Annotated in this window: 18 protein-coding genes and 2 tRNA genes; 4 read left to right on the top strand and 16 right to left on the bottom strand. The window is 65.9% G+C overall.

Translation table 11 applies throughout. From position 1 onward, the window contains the following. Positions 1-2: 2 nt before the first annotated feature. Entirely contained in the window at positions 3-422 is a 420-nt protein-coding gene (locus tag ACFWUP_RS22730) for a CBS domain-containing protein (RefSeq protein WP_379237358.1), read from the top strand. Here the strand turns inward: ACFWUP_RS22730 and ACFWUP_RS22725 are convergent. From ACFWUP_RS22725 to ACFWUP_RS22715, 3 genes are all read right to left on the bottom strand, one after another. Further along, complete coding sequence (locus tag ACFWUP_RS22725; RefSeq protein ID WP_379237356.1) at positions 419-877, bottom strand: deaminase; 459 nt, start codon at positions 875-877, stop codon at positions 419-421. The genes ACFWUP_RS22730 and ACFWUP_RS22725 overlap by 4 nt on opposite strands. Positions 878-1,020: 143 nt before the next feature. Then, a complete protein-coding gene (locus tag ACFWUP_RS22720; RefSeq protein ID WP_379237354.1) occupies positions 1,021-1,701 on the bottom strand; it encodes a RibD family protein in 681 nt (226 codons plus the stop codon). Then, positions 1,698-2,360 (bottom strand): aminodeoxychorismate/anthranilate synthase component II, encoded by a 663-nt coding sequence (locus ACFWUP_RS22715; RefSeq protein ID WP_379237352.1) that lies wholly within the window; start codon positions 2,358-2,360, stop codon positions 1,698-1,700. The genes ACFWUP_RS22720 and ACFWUP_RS22715 overlap by 4 nt, the downstream gene beginning before the upstream one ends. 129 nt (positions 2,361-2,489) lie before the next feature. On the opposite strand from ACFWUP_RS22715, the gene crgA reads away from it, so the two are divergent. Together crgA and ACFWUP_RS22705 are read left to right on the top strand one after the other, a co-directional pair. Further along, entirely contained in the window at positions 2,490-2,753 is a 264-nt protein-coding gene (gene crgA, locus ACFWUP_RS22710; protein WP_378910628.1) for a cell division protein CrgA, read from the top strand. Positions 2,754-2,835: 82 nt separating this feature from the next. Then, a complete protein-coding gene (locus ACFWUP_RS22705) occupies positions 2,836-3,285 on the top strand; it encodes a PH domain-containing protein (RefSeq protein ID WP_379237350.1) in 450 nt (149 codons plus the stop codon). Between the two features lie 75 nt (positions 3,286-3,360). Here ACFWUP_RS22705 and ACFWUP_RS22700 read toward each other — a convergent pair whose 3' ends face one another. Beyond that, on the bottom strand, positions 3,361-3,894 hold the full coding sequence (locus tag ACFWUP_RS22700; RefSeq protein ID WP_379237348.1) for a peptidylprolyl isomerase: 534 nt from the start codon (positions 3,892-3,894) through the stop codon (positions 3,361-3,363). 53 nt (positions 3,895-3,947) lie between these two features. Between ACFWUP_RS22700 and ACFWUP_RS22695 the strand changes: the two genes are divergently transcribed. Next, positions 3,948-4,097 (top strand): hypothetical protein, encoded by a 150-nt coding sequence (locus tag ACFWUP_RS22695; protein ID WP_170112099.1) that lies wholly within the window; start codon positions 3,948-3,950, stop codon positions 4,095-4,097. A gap of 1 nt (position 4,098) precedes the next feature. Here the strand turns inward: ACFWUP_RS22695 and ACFWUP_RS22690 are convergent, their stop codons facing one another. The 12 genes from ACFWUP_RS22690 to dnaN all read right to left on the bottom strand — a co-directional run bounded on the left by ACFWUP_RS22690 (position 4,099) and on the right by dnaN (position 17,012). After that, positions 4,099-4,893, bottom strand: coding sequence for an ABC transporter permease (locus ACFWUP_RS22690; RefSeq protein WP_379237432.1), 795 nt, complete (start codon positions 4,891-4,893; stop codon positions 4,099-4,101). 56 nt (positions 4,894-4,949) lie between these two features. Beyond that, positions 4,950-5,951, bottom strand: coding sequence for an ATP-binding cassette domain-containing protein (locus tag ACFWUP_RS22685; RefSeq protein ID WP_379237346.1), 1,002 nt, complete (start codon positions 5,949-5,951; stop codon positions 4,950-4,952). A 607-nt stretch (positions 5,952-6,558) separates the two neighbouring features. Beyond that, positions 6,559-7,350 carry an acyl-CoA dehydrogenase gene (locus ACFWUP_RS22680; protein ID WP_379237344.1) on the bottom strand — a complete coding sequence of 264 codons (792 nt, stop codon included), beginning with the start codon at positions 7,348-7,350 and terminating at the stop codon, positions 6,559-6,561. Between the two features lie 122 nt (positions 7,351-7,472). Further along, positions 7,473-7,545, bottom strand: a tRNA-Ala gene (locus ACFWUP_RS22675). A gap of 31 nt (positions 7,546-7,576) precedes the next feature. Further along, positions 7,577-7,684, bottom strand: coding sequence for a DLW-39 family protein (locus ACFWUP_RS22670; protein WP_211300361.1), 108 nt, complete (start codon positions 7,682-7,684; stop codon positions 7,577-7,579). A gap of 29 nt (positions 7,685-7,713) precedes the next feature. Then, positions 7,714-7,787: transfer RNA gene (locus ACFWUP_RS22665), tRNA-Ile, on the bottom strand. 136 nt (positions 7,788-7,923) lie between these two features. Next, positions 7,924-8,910 (bottom strand): DUF3566 domain-containing protein, encoded by a 987-nt coding sequence (locus tag ACFWUP_RS22660; protein WP_379237342.1) that lies wholly within the window; start codon positions 8,908-8,910, stop codon positions 7,924-7,926. Positions 8,911-8,952: 42 nt separating this feature from the next. Beyond that, positions 8,953-11,460 carry a DNA gyrase subunit A gene (gene gyrA / locus ACFWUP_RS22655; protein WP_379237340.1) on the bottom strand — a complete coding sequence of 836 codons (2,508 nt, stop codon included), beginning with the start codon at positions 11,458-11,460 and terminating at the stop codon, positions 8,953-8,955. A gap of 57 nt (positions 11,461-11,517) precedes the next feature. After that, positions 11,518-13,551: a DNA topoisomerase (ATP-hydrolyzing) subunit B gene (gene gyrB, locus ACFWUP_RS22650; RefSeq protein ID WP_379237430.1), complete on the bottom strand. Its 2,034-nt coding sequence runs from the start codon at positions 13,549-13,551 to the stop codon at positions 11,518-11,520. 408 nt (positions 13,552-13,959) lie between these two features. Then, entirely contained in the window at positions 13,960-14,496 is a 537-nt protein-coding gene (locus tag ACFWUP_RS22645; protein WP_379237338.1) for a DUF721 family protein, read from the bottom strand. 128 nt (positions 14,497-14,624) lie between these two features. After that, positions 14,625-15,821, bottom strand: coding sequence for a DNA replication/repair protein RecF (gene recF, locus ACFWUP_RS22640; protein ID WP_379237336.1), 1,197 nt, complete (start codon positions 15,819-15,821; stop codon positions 14,625-14,627). A 15-nt stretch (positions 15,822-15,836) separates the two neighbouring features. Next, a complete protein-coding gene (gene dnaN, locus ACFWUP_RS22635; protein WP_379237334.1) occupies positions 15,837-17,012 on the bottom strand; it encodes a DNA polymerase III subunit beta in 1,176 nt (391 codons plus the stop codon). Positions 17,013-17,736: the final 724 nt, after the last annotated feature.

Genomic DNA, 17,736 nt, shown 5'->3' with positions numbered 1-17,736 from the left:
TTATGACCACAGCCAGGGACATCATGAAGCCCGGTGCGCAGTGGATCACCCGCGGTGACACCGTCGCGACCGCGGCCACGGCGATGGCCGATCTCGGTGTCGGCTCGATCGTTGTCGCCGATGACGACGAGCGCATGTGCGGCATCATCACCGACCGCGACATCGTAGTGAAGTGCGTCGCGCTCGGTCTTTCCCCAGATCTGACGACGGCGGCGGAACTGTGCGAGGCGACCCCGCGGTGGGTCAGCGCGGACGCCGATGTTGAAGACGTGCTCGATCAGATGGAATCGCACCGGGTGAAGCGGATGCCGGTGATCGAGGACAAACGCCTCGTAGGGATGATCAGCGAAGCCGACCTGGCCCGGCACCTCGACGACAATCAGCTCGGTGAGTTCGTGACCGCGATCTACGGGCGGCCTTAGCTCAGGTCCAAGTGGGTGTTCATCGACATGGCCTCGGTGGCCAGGTCGGTGAGCTCCACCACGCGCACGCCGTTGGTGCGGAGTTTGTCCACACCCTCGCAGGCGGCGACGAACAGGCTCGGCTCGCGCCAGGCGATCACGACCGTGGGGATGCCCGCGGCCAGGATGCGTTCGGTGCACGGTAGCCGGGTCGCGGTAGCGCGGGTGGAGCACGGTTCGAGGGTGCTGTAGATCGTCGCCCTGGTCAGGCGGGGGTCCGCGGGGTCGAGTTTGTTCAGTGCTGCCTCTTCGGCGTGCACCTTCTCGTCGGTTTCGCGGGAGAAGCCGGTGGCGATCTCCGCGCCGTCGGCGACGATGACGGCGCCCACCGAGTAGGCCGTCGGGCTGGGGGGACAGTTCCTGGCGAGTTCTATCGCCCTGTGCATGAACCGGTGGTCGGTGTCGTCGTGGCTCATGGCGTCCCCTGTGGTCAGCGAGTTATCCACAACCTCGGCGTGATGTGGAATCGGTCATGTTCAGGTGTGGAGCAAAGTTGTCCACGAACTGTGAACAACGGGATTTTCCCAGGTCAGCGTGGTGATTTTGTTCGCGGTACCAGTTAGTTCTGTGGGTCGGAAGCAGGGCTGACCAGGTAGTTCAGCACAGCTACATCCCCAAGTTGTTCCACACCCGCCAGGTGCATCCGGCGACCTGTGCCGCCGGGGAATTCGGCCGGTCCGACGAAGCGCGGCGCCGCCGGGTCGCCGACCAGGATCGGGGCGATCGCCAGGCGGATCTCGTCGACCAGGTCGGCCGCGAGGAAACCGGTGTGCATGCCGGTGCCGCCTTCGACCATGAGCCTGTGGATACCGCGCTTGTCGAGGTCGTCGACGAGGTCGGTGAGCGTGAGCCGCTCGCCGAGACTGATCACCTCGGCGAGTCCGTGGAGCCGGTCGCCCAGCTTCGCGGCGCCCGCGTCGGAGGTGTACACGAGCCTTTCGCCGCCGGTGTGCCAGAAGCGCAGCTGCGGATCGAGATCGCCGGAATCGGTGACGGTCACCTTCACCGGATACTCCGGCATGCCCGCCGATACCCGCGCCGCCCGCCGCTCGGCACTGTTCACGAGCAGCCGGGGATTGTCGGAGCGCAGCGTTTGCGCGCCGATCAGGATGGCGTCGGATTCGGCGCGGATCTGGTCGACCCGATCGAAGTCGTCGGCGTTCGACAACAGGAGTCGCTGCGCACTCGCGTCATCGATGTACCCGTCGAGGCTCGTGGCAACCGAGAGCAGAACTCTCATTTGGTCACCAGCGCGGCGACCTCCGCCTCGAGCGCGCAGACGAGTGCTTCCGCCGGCCGTTCGCCGCAGACCTCTAGCCAGTTGGCGAGCATCCGGTGGCCGCCCTGGGTGAGCACCGACTCCGGGTGGAACTGCACGCCGTGGATGGGCAGGGTGCGGTGACGCATGGCCATCACGATGCCGCTCTCGGTGTGGCCGACGACGACCAAGTCCTCCGGCATGGTTTCCGGGAGCACAGTCAGGGAGTGGTAGCGGGTGGCGGTGAACGGGTCGGGCAGCCCGGCCAGCACACCGGAACCGAGATGGAACACGTCGCTGGTCTTGCCGTGCAGCAACTCGGGCGCCCGGTCGACGGTGCCGCCGAACGCCTCACCGATCGCCTGATGCCCGAGGCACACGCCGAGCAGCGGCTTGTTGTGCTTCGCGGCCGCGTGCACGAGCGGAATGCTCGCGCCCGCCCGATCGGGGCTGCCGGGGCCGGGGCTCACCAACACGCCGTCGAAGGTGCCGCCCTCGTCGCCAACGGTGAGCAGGGTGTCCAGATCGTCCAAGCGGGCGTCGTCATTGCGCCACACCACGACATCGACCCCGAGCTGGCCGAGGTACTGCACCAGGTTGAAGACGAAGCTGTCGTAGTTGTCGACGACCAATACACGCATGCGTAGAGGGTATCTGGCTATCCAGTGGTCGTCGCATCCATTACGTCGTGACATACCTGGTGCGATACCTCATGAGATCCCTGGTGGGATAGCCTGGAGATTAACCTGTACTCCGAATTCGAGGACGTCATGCCCAAGTCCAAGGTCCGCAAGAAGGCCGACTACACCCCGAGCCCCGCCAGCCGCACGCCGGTGAAGGTGAAAGCGGGCCCGTCGCCGGTCTGGTACGTCGCGATCATGCTGGGCTTCATGCTCGCCGGCCTGGTGTGGCTGATCGTCTACTACCTGGCCGCAGAGCACATCGGCTTCATGAACGACCTGAACGCGTGGAACTTCCTGATCGGGTTCGGCCTGATGGTCGTCGGCCTGATCATGACCATGCGCTGGCGCTGATCACAGGATTACACGCGTGTTATTCATGCACACCTGTGGATAACCCTGTGCACAACTCGAGGATAGAGGGGCGAACCACCACGTGAACGACGCACAACCCGTCTCGTGGTCGACCCCCGTCGCGGGTCTGTTCGCCGTCACCGGCGGCGGATTACTGCTGGTAGTGATCGCGATCCTGGCCCAGGACGGGCCGAGCAGGCTGCTCGTCGGCCTCGCCGCCGTCGCGGTGCTCGCCATGGCCGCGCTCGGTATCCGCCAGCGCCCGCGACTCACCATGATCCCCGGTTCCGCGCCTCGCCTGGTGGTCGGCACACTCACCGGCCCGAACGAATACCCCCTGGACCGGATCGACCGGATCCGGATGGTGTCCTACCGCCGCATCGGCCGCAAAACCGCGATGCTCGAGATCGACGTCCGCCACGACGACACCGAACGCCTCCTGATCTTCGGCCGCTGGGACCTGGGCACCAACCCCCACGACGTCTACGACGCACTCGTCGTCAACGGCTTCGCGTCAGTGACTTCCGACTGACGTTGTTTCACGTGAAGCAATAGAGAACTCCCCGCCGCGATCATCTGCGACGGGGAGTTTTTTTCTGAGCTGTGATCAGTCGATCGTCACGCCCGAGATGATCACGGGCTCGGTCGGACGATCGTTGCGATCGGTCTTCACCGAGGCGATCGCGTCGACCACCTTGCGCGAATCGGGGTCGACCACCTCGCCGAAGATCGAGTGCTTGCGGTTGAGGTGCGGCTGCGCGCCGACGGTGATGAAGAACTGTGAACCATTGGTGGCGGTGCCCGCCCCCGCATTGGCCATCGCGAGCAGATAGCCACGGTCGAAGCGCAGATCCGGGTGGAACTCGTCGGCGAACTCGAAGCCCGGCCCACCACGGCCGGTGCCGGTCGGGTCGCCGCCCTGGATCATGAACCCCGGGATGATCCGGTGAAAGACGGCGCCGTCGTAGAACGGGCCACTGTCCGTACCGCCGGCATTGACGGTGGAGTACGGCGCGGTGCCGTCGGCGAGACCGACGAAATTGCGCACCGTCTTCGGGGCGTGGTTGCCGAAAAGCGCGATCCTGATATCGCCGTGGTTGGTGTGCAGAGTTGCCACGGCCGTCTGGTTGGGTGAGGTCACGGGAGTTATGGTGCCACGCGGCACGGCGAATCTGTTTGTGCCACAGTGGTGAAATGAAGCTTCGTAATCCGCTGCTCGCGTCGATCGCACTCGCCGGGGCGGGCGCCCTGGCCTACCTGGCCCGCGCCAAGCGCCCCCAACTGCCCGAACCGGCCGCCGAGCCGCCGCGGCTGGGGTACTCCCGCAACGGCTCGGCGCACTGATTCAGCGGCTGACCGACTTCTTGTACTGGATCTGAGCCAGCGGCACGAACACGATCAGGATCACCACGATCCAGATCAGCGATGTCGTCACCGGATTCTGCATCGACCACGCGTCCGAGGTCGGCGCCAGCGGTGAGGTGTTGCCGAACAGGTCACGCACCGCCTGGGTGACCGCCGACATCGGGTTCCACTCGGCGAACACCCGCAGCGGACCGGGCAGATCGTTGATCGGCACGAACGCGTTGGACAGGAACGTGAGCGGGAAGATCACCATGAAGCTGGCGTTGTTGAACACCTCCGGTGCCCGGACCAGCAGGCCGACCACCGCCATCATCCACGACAGCGCGTACGCGAACAGCAGCATCAGCGCGTAGGCGAGCACCGCGTCGAGGAACGATCCGCGGATGCGCCAGCCGACGATCAGACCGGTCAGCGACATCACCACCAGGCTGACGATGTTGATCACCACATCGCTGATCGTGCGCCCGACCAGCACCGCCGACGACGCCATCGGCAGGGACCGGAACCGGTCGATGATGCCCTTCTGCATGTCCTCGGCCAGGCCCGCACCGGTGAACGAGGCACCGAACACCACGGTCTGGACGAAGATGCCCGCGATCAGGTATTCGCGGTAGCCGCCTTCCATGCCGGGCACTTTGATCGCCGAGCCGAAGACGTAGGCGAACATGAGCACGAACATGATCGGCGACATCGTGGTGAAGATCAGCACGTCGGGCACGCGCTTGATCTTGATGACATTGCGTTTGGCGATGGTGATGCTGTCGCTCACGACCATCGACAGTCGCTCCCCGAACGGGAGCTGCTCCACCCCGTGCTTGTCCAGCGTGACGGTCATCGGTTCTTTCCTTCCGCGGCGCCCACGGTCTGTGCCTCGGGTTCGCCGTTGACGAGTTCTTCGGCCTCGTGCCCGGTGAGCGTCAGGAAGACGTCGTCGAGCGAGGGTCTGCGCAGGGCGACGTCGTTGATGTCCACCTTGTGCTCGGTGAGCTTGCCGATGGCGGCGACGAGGTCTTGTGACCCGTCGGCCACCGGCACGGTGATCTTGCGCAGGCCGGGTTCGATGTGGATTTCGCCGTCGGCCAGCCCGCCGAGCACCTGCTTGGCGACAGTCAGCTGGTCGACAGCGCCGACGGTGAGTTCGATCCGGTCGCCGCCGACGAGCGCCTTGAGTTCGTCGGCGGTGCCGCGCGCGATCACCTTGCCGTGGTCGATCACCGCGATCGAATCGGCGAGCCGGTCGGCTTCCTCCATGTACTGGGTGGTGAGCAGCAGCGTGGTGCCGCCCGCGACCAGTTCCTCGATGACGTCCCACAGGTCGAGCCGGGCCCGCGGGTCGAGACCCGTGGTCGGTTCGTCGAGGAACAGCACCGGCGGATTCGCCACCAGCGCGCCCGCCAGGTCCAGTCGCCTGCGCATACCGCCGGAGTAGCCCTTCACGGGCCGGTCGGCGGCATCGCTGAGCCGGAAGCGGTCGAGCAGTTCGCGCGCCCGCTCCTTACTGCGCTGGGTGCCGAGGTGGTAGAGCCTGCCGACCATTTCGAGGTTCTCGAAGCCGGTGAGGTATTCGTCGACCGCGGAGTACTGGCCGGAGGCGCCGATGCGCGAGCGCAGGGCCTGTGGATCGTTGAGTACGTCGATCCCCGCGACGGTGGCGGTTCCCTCGTCGGGGACGAGCAGCGTGGTGAGTACGCGAACGGTTGTGGTCTTGCCCGCGCCGTTGGGGCCGAGCAGCGCGGTGACGGTTCCTTCCGGAACGGAGAGGTCGAGCCCGTCCAGGGCGACGAGCTTCCCATACCGCTTGACCAGCCCCTCGGCGACGATTGCGTCGGGCATGATTCTCCTGAAGTCGTGGTTGGCGATCCTTTTGCCCCAGTATTGCCCTACCCACCGACAAGTCGCATCCCCAATTCCGGCGCGCCCGTCGATCAGATGTACACATCTGTTCGACATGCCGAGGCGTTGCGACACGCGGCGAATCGGACTGATTTTCTGTCGCATATCACGAACAAGAGCACCTTTTCGTTGTGCTGGAGCCGCGCGTGCGACGAGAACAGGTTCACCGTCTTTTTCCCGTAAAACGCTGCGTACCAGCATATTTCACGCTTCGTAGGACATCTGACAGGTATCCGTCCCGGATACCTGTCGATCACCACGCCCCCGACCACCACCGACACCGGCGCGAACAGCCGAAAAAACTCACAAACTCGCCCGGTGCGCGTACCCGAATTCCGTGTGTATCGCGTAGGATCGTTCAGGTCGGCCCCTCCCCCCCGGGCCGACCCTACGCGGGCCTCGGCTAACTCCCCCCCTTCGCCGAGGCCCGCTCCCCATTTTCCGGCAAGGTCGCAGCTCGCCAGATCGCCTGACGCGCACCACCTCTGCCGAGCGGCACACCCGGCCACGCGCCGGCGATCCCACGGCAACCCAGGGATGACGGCGATCAGCCCACGGCGCGCCACGCGGTCGCCAGCCGGGCCGCCCGCACCTTCCCCGCCACCCCGAGCAGCGGCTCGTCACGCTCCCAGCGCTCCCTGATCTCCGGGTCCACCGGCGCCCACAGCGGCTCCAGTTCGGCACGCAACGCGGTGAGCCGATCGAAGACACCGCCGAGCGCGATGTGCACCCCCGGCGACCCCGGGTCCTCCGCACCCACCCCACGGACGGCCGCAAACAACGCCAGGAGCTGTTCTACGGGCCCCGCGGGCCACTGCGCCAGCCGGGCAACCCGGATGAGCTGACCGAGCACAGCGGCCACCACATGCAGGTCCTCGACGGTCCGGAACGGCTTGAGGTAGTCCGCGTAACCGTCACCGGGCAGCACTTCGCCCGGTGCGGCGTCGAAAGTGACTTCCGCGTGCGGAATTTCGGGTGCGAACGGCAGTGCGGGCAGCGACGTCACCGTGACGGCCGCACCGGCGGGAACCAGCACGGCCCGCAGCATCGGTTTGCCGTCGTCGCGGGTGCCCGATCGGGCGATCACCAGGAATCGATCGGCGAACGTGCCGAGCGTGGCGAAGGATTTGGTACCGCTGACGAGGCCGTCCGCGTCGACCGAGGTGGTCATCGTCGAGGGGCGCGCACCGGCGGCCTCGGTGGCGCACATCGAGGAGAGTTCGGCGGGATCGAGCGAGGGAACCAGCGCGTGCAGCGCTTCCTGGTATCCCCCGAGGAACGCGGGACCGGTGCCGGCACTGTCGAATCCGACGATCGCGGCCCGGTCGAGAGAACTCACGAAACCATGGGACCGTGCGCGGTGACGGGCCCAGTCCGCCGCGAAATCAGCCGAAATATTGTCGGCGGGAGCGGCGGTGAGGAGAAAATCGAAGCCCGAAGGATTTACAGCATTCACAGATGTGGAGCCTAGGGGAATCGAACCCCTAACCCCTGCCTTGCAAAGGCAGTGCTCTGCCAATTGAGCTAAGGCCCCTTACTGGTCACTTGACCAGTTGGCAACCGAATCAGCGGGTGGTGACCTCGCGCCAGAGGTCTGCGTCGTCGCGTTTGCGGAATTTGCTGACACCGATGAGAACGGCGATCACAACACCGACCATGAGGACAATCTTCATGATTCCCACCCTACTGTGCTGTTCGGGAGTGGGCCTAGGAGGACTTGAACCTCCGACCTCTTCGTTATCAGCGAAGCGCTCTAACCGCCTGAGCTATAGGCCCGAACTCATTGTCGATCCCCTGCGTGAGCAGTGAACCGCAACGAGAAACGAGGTTACCTTACCTGCCCACCGATAACCAAAACGGCCGGTCAGACCCAGTTTCCTGGACTGACCGGCCGCGCCGGAAAACCGAACTTCTAGTCGGGATCGGCCAGGGTGACCTGGATGCCGCCGACCAGATCACAGCACTGGTTGTAGATGAACACGCCGACCGTGGCCAGCGCGGTGAACAGCACCACGTTGATCAGACCGATCACGCCCGCGTAGCCGAACACCGTGCCCGCGTCGATCAGGCTCGACGAACTGCCCTCCTGGTTGAGCATCTCGCCGAGCGAGTTGTCCAGGTTGTCCCACACGCCCATGCCGGCCAGCACGATGTAGAGCAGGCCGACGGCCAGCATCCACACGAAGAACAGCGCCACGCTGATCACCAGCGTGATCTTCAGGGTCGACCAGGGGTCGATCCGGCGGATCTGCACCGTCGCGCGCAGCGGCTCACCCGACGCGGCGGCCGCGATGGCCACCGGTGCCGCGGGCGAAGCAGTGCCCGCAGCGGCCGCCCGCGCGCTGGGCCCCATCGGACGTTGCGGCTGCGGCGCCATCGGCAGCCCGGTGGGTGCCGGGGGCGCCTCGGGTGCCGGGTGGCGCACGTCGGACAGGTCGGGCATGTCCTTGACCAGTTCCGGACGCGCGATGGAGCGGGTCGGCCCGTCGATACCGACGGACTTCACCATCGCCGCTTCCTTGCGGGCGGCCTTGGCCGCCAGGTCCGCGGTGGTGCGGGCGTTGGACGCGCCGCTGCCCTTGAGTCCGCCCGAGGACGCGCCGCCGGCGGGCTTACTGCCCGCCGCCGGCCGTCCCTGACTCGGCGATTCGCCGGGCCGGTACAGGTTCGACTGCGGTTCACGCTGGGGAAGCTGAGCCCACCCGTCCTGGTAGGGCGAGGATTTACCGCCCTTACCGTCGAACGAATCGGCCCCGGCCGCACCGGATTCCGGCGCCGCGCCCTCGGCCGGACCGTCCTGGCGTGGGATCGGTCGCGGCGGGATCGGAGACGTGGCGATCCGCTCGGTGACGCCGTTGGTCTGGTTCCGATCGTCGTTCGACTGATTCGGTGTGGTCAATGGAATCCTCAGATCCGTTCGTTGCCGCCGCTATTTGGTGTATTACTCCGAAGCCACGTCGCCGAGGAGCTGATCGGGATCGGGCTCGTCGGCGTTGCGCGCGATCGCTAGCAAGGTATCGCCATCCGCGAGGTTCATCAATCGCACGCCCTTGGTCTGGCGTCCTGCCTTGCGAACCTGCTTGGCTGCGGTGCGGATGACGCCACCACTGGAAGTGATCGCGTACAACTCGTCCTCGTCGTCGACGATGAGCGCACCCACCAGGCTGCCACGCTTCGGATCGTATTGGATTGTCAATACGCCTTTTCCGCCACGACCCTGCGCGGTGTACTCCTCGATCGCGGTCCGCTTGGCATACCCACCTGCGGTCGCGACCAGCAGATATGTGCCCAGACGCACCACGTTGAGCGAGAGCAGCTCGTCGTCGGTGTTGAATCGCATTCCCTGCACACCGGAGGTGGCGCGACCCATCGGACGCAGCGCCTCGTCGGTCGCGGCGAACCGGATCGACTGACCCTTCGCCGAGACCAGGAGCAGGTCATCGTCGGACGAGCACAGCACCGCGCCGACCAATTCGTCGTCGTCGCGCAGGTTCACCGCGACGATGCCGCCGGACCGGTTGGAGTCGAAATCGGTGAGTTTCGACTTCTTCACCAAACCCGCGCGTGTCGCGAGCACCAGGTACGGGGCGTCCTCGTAGGTCTTGAGCTGGATGATCTGGGCGATCTTCTCATCCGGCTGGAAGGCCAGCAGGTTGGCCACGTGCTGACCACGCGCGGTCCGGTTCGCCTCGGGCAGCTCGTAGGCCTTCACCCGGTAGACGCGGCCCTTGTTGGTGAAGAACAGCAGCCAGTCGTGCGTGGACGAGATGAAGAAGTGCTTGACGATGTCGTCCTGCTTGAGGCCCGCGCCCATCACGCCCTTGCCGCCGCGCTTCTGCGAACGGTAGAGGTCGGTCTTGGTGCGCTTGGCGTAGCCGGTCTCGGTGATCGTGACGACCACGTCCTCGCGGGCGATCAGATCCTCGTCGTTGACGTCACCGTCGGCGGCGATGATCCGGGTCCGGCGGTCGTCGCCGTACTTCTGGACGATCTCGGCCAGCTCGTCGCGCACGATCGCGCGCTGGCGCTCCGGCTTGGCGAGAATGTCCTTGTAGTCGGCGATCTCGATCTCGATCTTGGCCAGATCGTCGATGATGCGCTGACGTTCCAGCGCCGACAGGCGACGCAGCTGCATGTCGAGGATGGCGGTCGACTGGATCTCGTCGATGTCGAGCAGCTGCATCAGGCCGGTGCGCGCGGTGTCGGTGTTGGCCGCGCCGCGGATCAACGCGATGACCTGGTCGAGCATGTCGAGGGCCTTGACCAGGCCGCGCAGGATGTGGGCCCGCTCCTCGGCCTTGCGCAGCAGGTAGCGGGTGCGCCGCACGATGACCTCGAGCTGGTGATTCACGTAGTAGCGAATCATCTGGTCGAGACGCAGGGTGCGCGGGACGCCGTCGACGATCGAGAGCATGTTCGCGCCGAAGCTGGTCTGCAGCTGGGTGTGCTTGTAGAGGTTGTTCAGCACCACCTTCGCGACCGCGTCACGCTTGACCGTGACCACGATGCGCATGCCGACACGGTCCGACGACTCGTCGTGGATATCGGAGATACCCGCGATCTTCGCGTCCTTCACCTGCTCGGCGATGGAGTTGACGAAGTTGTCGGTGTTGACCTGGTAGGGCAGCTCGGTGATGACGATCGTGGTGCGACCACGCGCGTCTTCCTCGATCTCCACCACACCGCGCATGCGGATGGAACCGCGACCGGTGGTGTAGGCGTCGTGGATGCCCTGACCGCCCACGATCAGGCCGTGGGTCGGGAAGTCGGGGCCCTTGACCCGTTCCATGCACGCGGCGAGGGTGGTTTCCTCGTCGGCCTCGTAGTTCTCCAGGGCCCAGTAGATGGCCTCGGCGAGCTCGTTGAGGTTGTGCGGCGGAATGTTGGTGGCCATGCCGACCGCGATGCCGTTGGAGCCGTTCATCAACAGCGCGGGCACGCGGGCGGGCAGCACGGTCGGCTCCTGCGAGCGACCGTCGTAGTTCGGGACGAAATCGACCGTCTCGGAGTCGATATCGCGGAGCATCTCCATCGCGAGCGGCGTCAGGCGGCACTCGGTGTAGCGCATGGCGGCCGCGCCGTCGTTGCCGCGGGAACCGAAGTTGCCCTGGCCGTCGACCAGCGGGTAGCGCAGCGACCAGGGCTGGGCCATGCGCACGAGGGTGTCGTAGATCGACGAGTCGCCGTGCGGGTGGTAGTTACCCATGGTCTCGGCGACCGGACGCGCGGACTTCACGTACCCGCGATCGGGGCGGTAGCCGTTGTCGTACATCGCGTAGAGCACGCGACGGTGCACCGGCTTGAGGCCGTCACGCACGTCGGGCAGCGCGCGGCCCACGATCACGCTCATCGCGTAATCGATGTAGCTGTTCTGCATTTCGGTCTGGATGTCGACCGGTTCGGTCCGGTCGCCCGCACCGCCGGACGGTGGCAGCGTGGTCTCAGTCATCAAATCTCCTTCGAGGGGCCGATATGCGAGCGGGCGCGCCCGAAAGCGCTGCGCCGCTTACACATCGAGGAAACGGACGTCCTTGGCATTGCGGGTGATGAAGCTGCGACGTGCTTCCACGTCCTCGCCCATCAGCACGGAGAACAACTCGTCGGCCGCGGCCGCGTCGTCGAGCGTCACCTGACGAAGCACCCGAACCGCGGGGTCCATCGTGGTTTCCCACAGCTCCTTGGCGTTCATCTCGCCCAGACCCTTGTAGCGCTGGATCCCGTCGTCCTTGTTGATCTTCTTGCCCGCGGCAAGCCCGGCCTCGACCAGCGCGTCGCGCTCACGGTCGGAGTAGGCGAACTCGGGCTCGGAACGCATCCACTTGAGCTTGTACAGCGGCGGCTGGGCCAGGTACACGTGACCGTGCTCCACCAGCGGACGCATGAAGCGGAACAGCAGCGTGAGCAGCAGCGTCGCGATGTGCTGACCGTCCACGTCGGCGTCGGCCATCAGGATGATCTTGTTGTAGCGCAGCTTGGCGATATCGAACTCGTCGTGGATACCGGTGCCGAACGCGGTGATGATCGACTGGACCTCGTTGTTCTTGAGGACGCGATCGATGCGGGCCTTCTCGACGTTGATGATCTTGCCGCGCAGCGGAAGGATCGCCTGGTACATCGAGTCGCGACCCGACTTCGCCGAACCACCGGCGGAGTCACCCTCGACGATGTAGATCTCGCACTTGCCCGGATCCTTGGACCGGCAGTCGGCCAGCTTGCCCGGCAGCCCGCCCAGGTCGGTCGCCGACTTGCGACGCACCAGCTCGCGCGCCTTACGGGCGGCCATCCGGGCCTGCGCCGAGGACACCGCCTTCTGCACGATGGTTTTCGCGTCGGCCGGGTTGGCCTCGAACCAGTGCTGCAGGTGCTCGTTGCAGGCACGCTGCACGAACGACTTCACCTCGGTGTTGCCGAGCTTGGTCTTGGTCTGGCCCTCGAACTGCGGCTCGCCGACCTTGACGCTCACGATGGCGGCCAGACCCTCGCGGATGTCGTCACCGGTGAGGTTGCCGTCTTTTTCCTTGAGGAGCTTCTTCTCCTTGGCGTACTTGTTGACCACCGTGGTGAGCGCCGCGCGGAAACCCTCTTCGTGGGTGCCGCCCTCGTGGGTGTTGATCGTGTTGGCGAAGGTGTGAACCGACTCGGAGTAACCCGAGTTCCACTGCATCGCGACCTCGAGCTCGTGGCCGGTGCCCTTCACGGTGTAGCCGACGACCGAGTTGTGGATGGCCGACTTGGTGCGGTTGATGTGGCGGACGAAGTCCACCAGGCCGCCCGGGTAGTGGTAGGTGCGGGTCTTCACCTTGTGCTCGACCGCTTCCGCGGCGACGACCTCGGCGTCCTTGGGCGCCTCGGCGACCTCGCTGACCACCTCGTCGGTGACATCGCCCTCGGCGACGCGCTCGTCGGTGAACTTGATGGTGAGGCCCTTGTTCAGGAAGGCCATCTCCTGCAGGCGCCGCGCGACCGTCTCGAAGTTGTAGTTCGTGGTCTCGAAGATCTCCGGGTCGGCCCAGAACCGCACCGTTGTGCCGGTGGCCTTGGTCGGCTCACCCTGCACCAGCTTGCCGGGCTTGGCGTCCTTGTAGGTCTGGCTCCAGTGGTAACCGTCGGTGTTGACCTCCACCTCGACCTTGGTCGAGAGGGCGTTCACCACCGAGATACCGACACCGTGCAGACCACCGGACACCGCGTAGGAGTCGGAGTCGAACTTGCCGCCGGCGTGCAGCTGGGTCATGACGACCTCGATCGTCGGCACGCCCTGGGCGTGCATCGCGACCGGGATGCCACGACCGTCGTCGATCACCTCGACGCCGCCGTCGGCGAGCAGGGTCACCTCGACCTTGCTGGCGTAGCCGGCCATCGCCTCGTCGACCGAGTTGTCCACAACCTCCCAGATGAGGTGGTGCAGACCGCGTTCACCGGTGGAACCGATGTACATGCCAGGGCGCTTGCGCACCGCCTCGAGACCTTCGAGGACCGTGATGGAAGAGGCACCGTAGCCTGAATCTTTGCCCGATGCGTTGGAGTCGTTGGCAGCCACTTGTCGGTAGCTCTCCTTACTTGCTGATCCCTGGCGCAGCGATCCGGGCAGCACGCGCACGGCTCGCAGGAGAGCCATCAGATATCACGGACTGCACAGCACGCGCCGAAGGTTCGCCGCTGGTTACGTCACCATCCTACTGGTAAGCCCAACTTACAGTGCACCTACGACACCCCTGGCTTCGCCGGTAATGCAAGAAATCGTCTCACTGCGGGAGTTTTCCGCCTCAACGGGAATTTTGCCGTTCTTGGGAGCGAATAGGGCACGGGCTCGAACCGGCTCGCCGACGCGGCGCGATCCCCCCGTTTCGTGGCGGCGAAAGTTATCCACAGGCCCTGTGTACATGTCCACAACTTCGGGGGTGAGAGCGACGCGCGCGCAACGAATCTCGACCCGGTCACCCCTCGGCTACCCGTAGGTGTCGCGCGGGCCGCGGCCCTTGATGTGGCGGTCGCCCTTGCGCCAGCTGGGTGCGGCGGGGCCGGTGATCCGCAGTGAGGTGACCACGCCCTGACCGACCGCGGCGTTGATCTTGGCCAGGATCTGGCCCTGCAACATGCGCAGCTGGGTGGCCCACGCGGTGGACTCGGCGGCGATTTTGAGCACACCGTTCTCCAGGGTCACCGGAGTGGCGTGCGAGGCGATGTCCTCGCCGACCACGCGGGGCCAGCTGCCGAACACCGTGCCCTCGGCTACCTTGCCTGACCAGCCACGACTCTTCGCCAGCGTGCCACTGAGCGCCCCCAGCAGCTGGGGATCACGGGCGTCGGGGCCCGAGCCCGACCACCCGCTGCGCCGCCTGCCACCGGCCCGCAGTTTGCGCACCGGGGAGGCCCTGCCCTGGCCGACGGACTTGCCACTCGCCTTGGCCGCGGCGCGCGCCTCTTCCAGCGCGCGGCGGGCCAGATCGATGCCGCGCAGCTCCGGTGCGGGATCTTCGGACACGGGTTTCCGCCTTCCGGTATCGAGGGTGGGTGGAGTCTACGCCGGGGCGCTGACGGGGTCGGTGAGCAACCGCGCTGCATATGTCCAGCATGTTGCGGGTTTTCCACAGGGCCTGGGGATAACTATCGCTAACTGTGCATATCTTCGGTCTGTTCGACCGGTTCTGCGACGATCTGTGAAGTTCGCCGGTCGGCCTCCCCGGTCGTGTGCACACGCAACGGTTCGGCGGCCAACTCCGCGGGCACGTCCTCGGCCACGGCGGCTGTGATCAACACCTGTTCAGCGCCGGCGGCGACCTCCGCGAGCGCGGCGCGGCGACGGCGATCGAGTTCGGCGAACACGTCGTCGAGCAGCAGCACCGGTTCGGAGCCTTCCCCGCGCAACAGCTCGAACGAGGCCAACCGCAGCGCGAGGGCGAACGACCAGGACTCCCCGTGACTGGCGAAACCCTTCGCGGGCGCGCTGCCGAGCAGCAATTCCAGATCGTCACGGTGCGGGCCGACCAGACAGACCCCGCGATCGAGTTCCCGGTTCCTGGCCGCGGCCAGTTCGCGCAGCATGATCTCGTGCAGCAGCTGGGTATCACCGGGCTCGGGTGCCCTGCCTGGATCGAGAAGTTCCGGCGGCAGGTACCCGGAGCGGTAAGTGATTGCCGCAGGCCGTGATTCGGGCGCGATCGACCGATATGCCTGGGAGAGATGGGGATACAGGTCGTGGACCAGGCGCAACCGTTCGGCGAGCAGCACCGCCGCGTGGTCGGCGAGGTGGCCGTCCCACACGTCGAGGGTGCCCAGATCGGCACGCGAACGCGACTGGCGCCCAGCGGTTTTCAACAGGGCCGACCGCTGCCGCAGCACCTTGTCGTAGTCCGCGCGCACGCCGGCGAGCCTGGGCAACCGGGCTGTGCACAACTCGTCGAGGAACCGGCGCCGCTCCCCCGGATCGCCGCGCACCAGCGCCAGATCCTCCGGCGCGAACAACACGGTCTGCAGAATCCCCAGGATCTCGCGCGAACGGCGCACCGGGGAACGATTGATCTGCGCTCGATTGGCGGCGCCCGCTTTGAGCTCCACATCCACCCGCAGTTCGCGGCCGGTGTTCACCACCGTGGCGCCGATCCTTGCCTGGGTGGCACCCATCCGGATCAGCGGTGCGTCGGCGGAGACCCGGTGCGAGGCGAGCGTCGCCAGATAGCCGACGGCTTCGAGCAGGTTGGTCTTACCGTTGCCGTTCGCCCCCAACAGCACCGTGCGCCCTGGGGACAACTCTAGGTCGGCGCGTTCCCACGACCGGAAATCACGGACCGACAGCTCACGTATGAACATGCCGCCTTAGCCGAGTCAGCCGGGCAGCCGGACCGGCATCAACAGGTAGATGTACTGGCTCTCCAGCGCCGCGAACGCACCCGACTCGAGCACCTTGGGCTCCTCGTCGGAAGCGGGCAGCAGCACCGCGGGACGGCTGGGGGTGGTGAACCCGAAGGTGACCCGGTCGGTGTGCAGCGCGGCAAGGCCCTCGGTCAGGTAGCCGGGGTTGAACGCGATGGTGAGCGGTTCGCCGCGGAAATCGGCCTCGAGCCATTCCTCGGCCCGTCCCGCGTCGTCCCCACCCGCCGACAGCAGGACGCCGTCTGTGGAGAACTCCAGACGCACCTGGGCACCACGCTCGGCCACCAGGGCGACGCGCTTGATCGCCTCCGACAGCACCGCGACGGGCAGGGTGGCGATGGAGGTGTGTTCCTTGGGGAGCAACTGGCGGAACTTGGGGAATTCCGCGTCGAGCAGTCGGGTGGTGGTGCGCCGACCACCGTTGACGATGCCGAGCAGGCCGTCTGCGCCGCCACCGCTGCCCAGCGACAGCTGCACGGGCGCCTCGGCGGAACCGAGGGTCTTGGCGGCTTCGGACAGCGTGCGCGCGGGGATGAGCACCGCGGTCTCGATATCGGAGCGGGTGGGATTCCACTGCAGATGGCGCACAGCGAGGCGGAAACGGTCCGTGGCGGCCAGCACCACGTCGTTGCCCTCGATCTCCACCCGGATGCCGGTGAGCATCGGCAGCGTGTCGTCACGGCCCGCGGCGACGGCCACCTGGCCGACGGCCTCGGCGAACACGTCGACGGTGAGTTCACCGGTCTGCTGCGGCACCTCGGGCAGCTGGGGATAGTCCTCGACCGGCATGGTCGGCAGGGAGAACTTCGCGCTGCCACAGGCGATGAGCACGCGGGTGCCGTCGACGGAGACATCGACCGGCTTGTTCGACAGCGACTTGGTGATGTCGGCGAGCAGGCGACCCGAGACCAGTACCTGGCCGGGACCGGCGACCTCGGCCGCGACCCGCATCTGCGCGGAGACCTCGTAGTCGAACCCGGAAACCGTCAGGCCGTTCTCGTCGGCCACCAACAGGACACCGCCCAGAACAGGCACGGGAGGCCGGGACGGGAGACTGCGCGCCACCCAGGCCACCGATTCGGCGAAGTCCTCTCGGGCGACCCGAAACTTCATGCTCGCAAGCTCCATCGCCCGATTGTCCTCTCCGAGTTTCGAATCCGTGTGCGGTGTGTGTCAGCGGAGTTGAACTGCTGTGTCGGCCGCGCACTGAGTCTCGCACAACCGACCGACAAGCAAACGGTACCCGTGTGATGCGCGAACGCCGCATCGACCCTCCCGGCGGTTTCGCGCTCGTCGATCCACCCCGCTCCTCCTTGCCTGCCTGTGAGTGAACCACCGCCCGACTCGAGCGTCCCCAACCGAGTTTCCACACAGCCTGTTTTAAAAGAATTCTCTCTAGAAGGAGAACTGAAGTAGTAGTAGGCACTGTGGAATCTGTGGATTTCGGCCGTATCCGCAGGTCAGAGCACTTGGTGGCATGGGGATGACCTTGGGGTGACTCGAGGATGAATCCGCGGCGGCTGTGGAGCGACGAAGTTGTCCCCATTCCATCCTCGAGTTGTCCTCGAGTTGTTCCACCGGATTCACCCAGTTGTTCACACGTCGGGTCACCCTGGTGACAGCGGTGGGGATTCCTCGAGGACTCCACAGGAACTCCTCGAGGAATCCACAGGCCCGATTCGGCGATGCCGCAGGTCACCGCTAGTGCACAGGTGTTAGCGGATCGTCCTGTGGATGATGTGGACAACTGCCTGTGCATGAACGCTGCACACCCTCGCCCAACACCCTGTGCACCGACCTGTTGGCAGGGTTGGGGAATCCACAGGAATTCCTCGAGGAATCCACAGGACAA

The sequence above is a fragment of the Nocardia sp. NPDC058658 genome (genome assembly GCF_042716665.1).
Classification (GTDB): Bacteria; Actinomycetota; Actinomycetes; order Mycobacteriales; family Mycobacteriaceae; genus Nocardia.
Note: the sequence above shows the minus strand (reverse complement) of the source record. Positions and strands in the feature narration are given on the sequence as shown.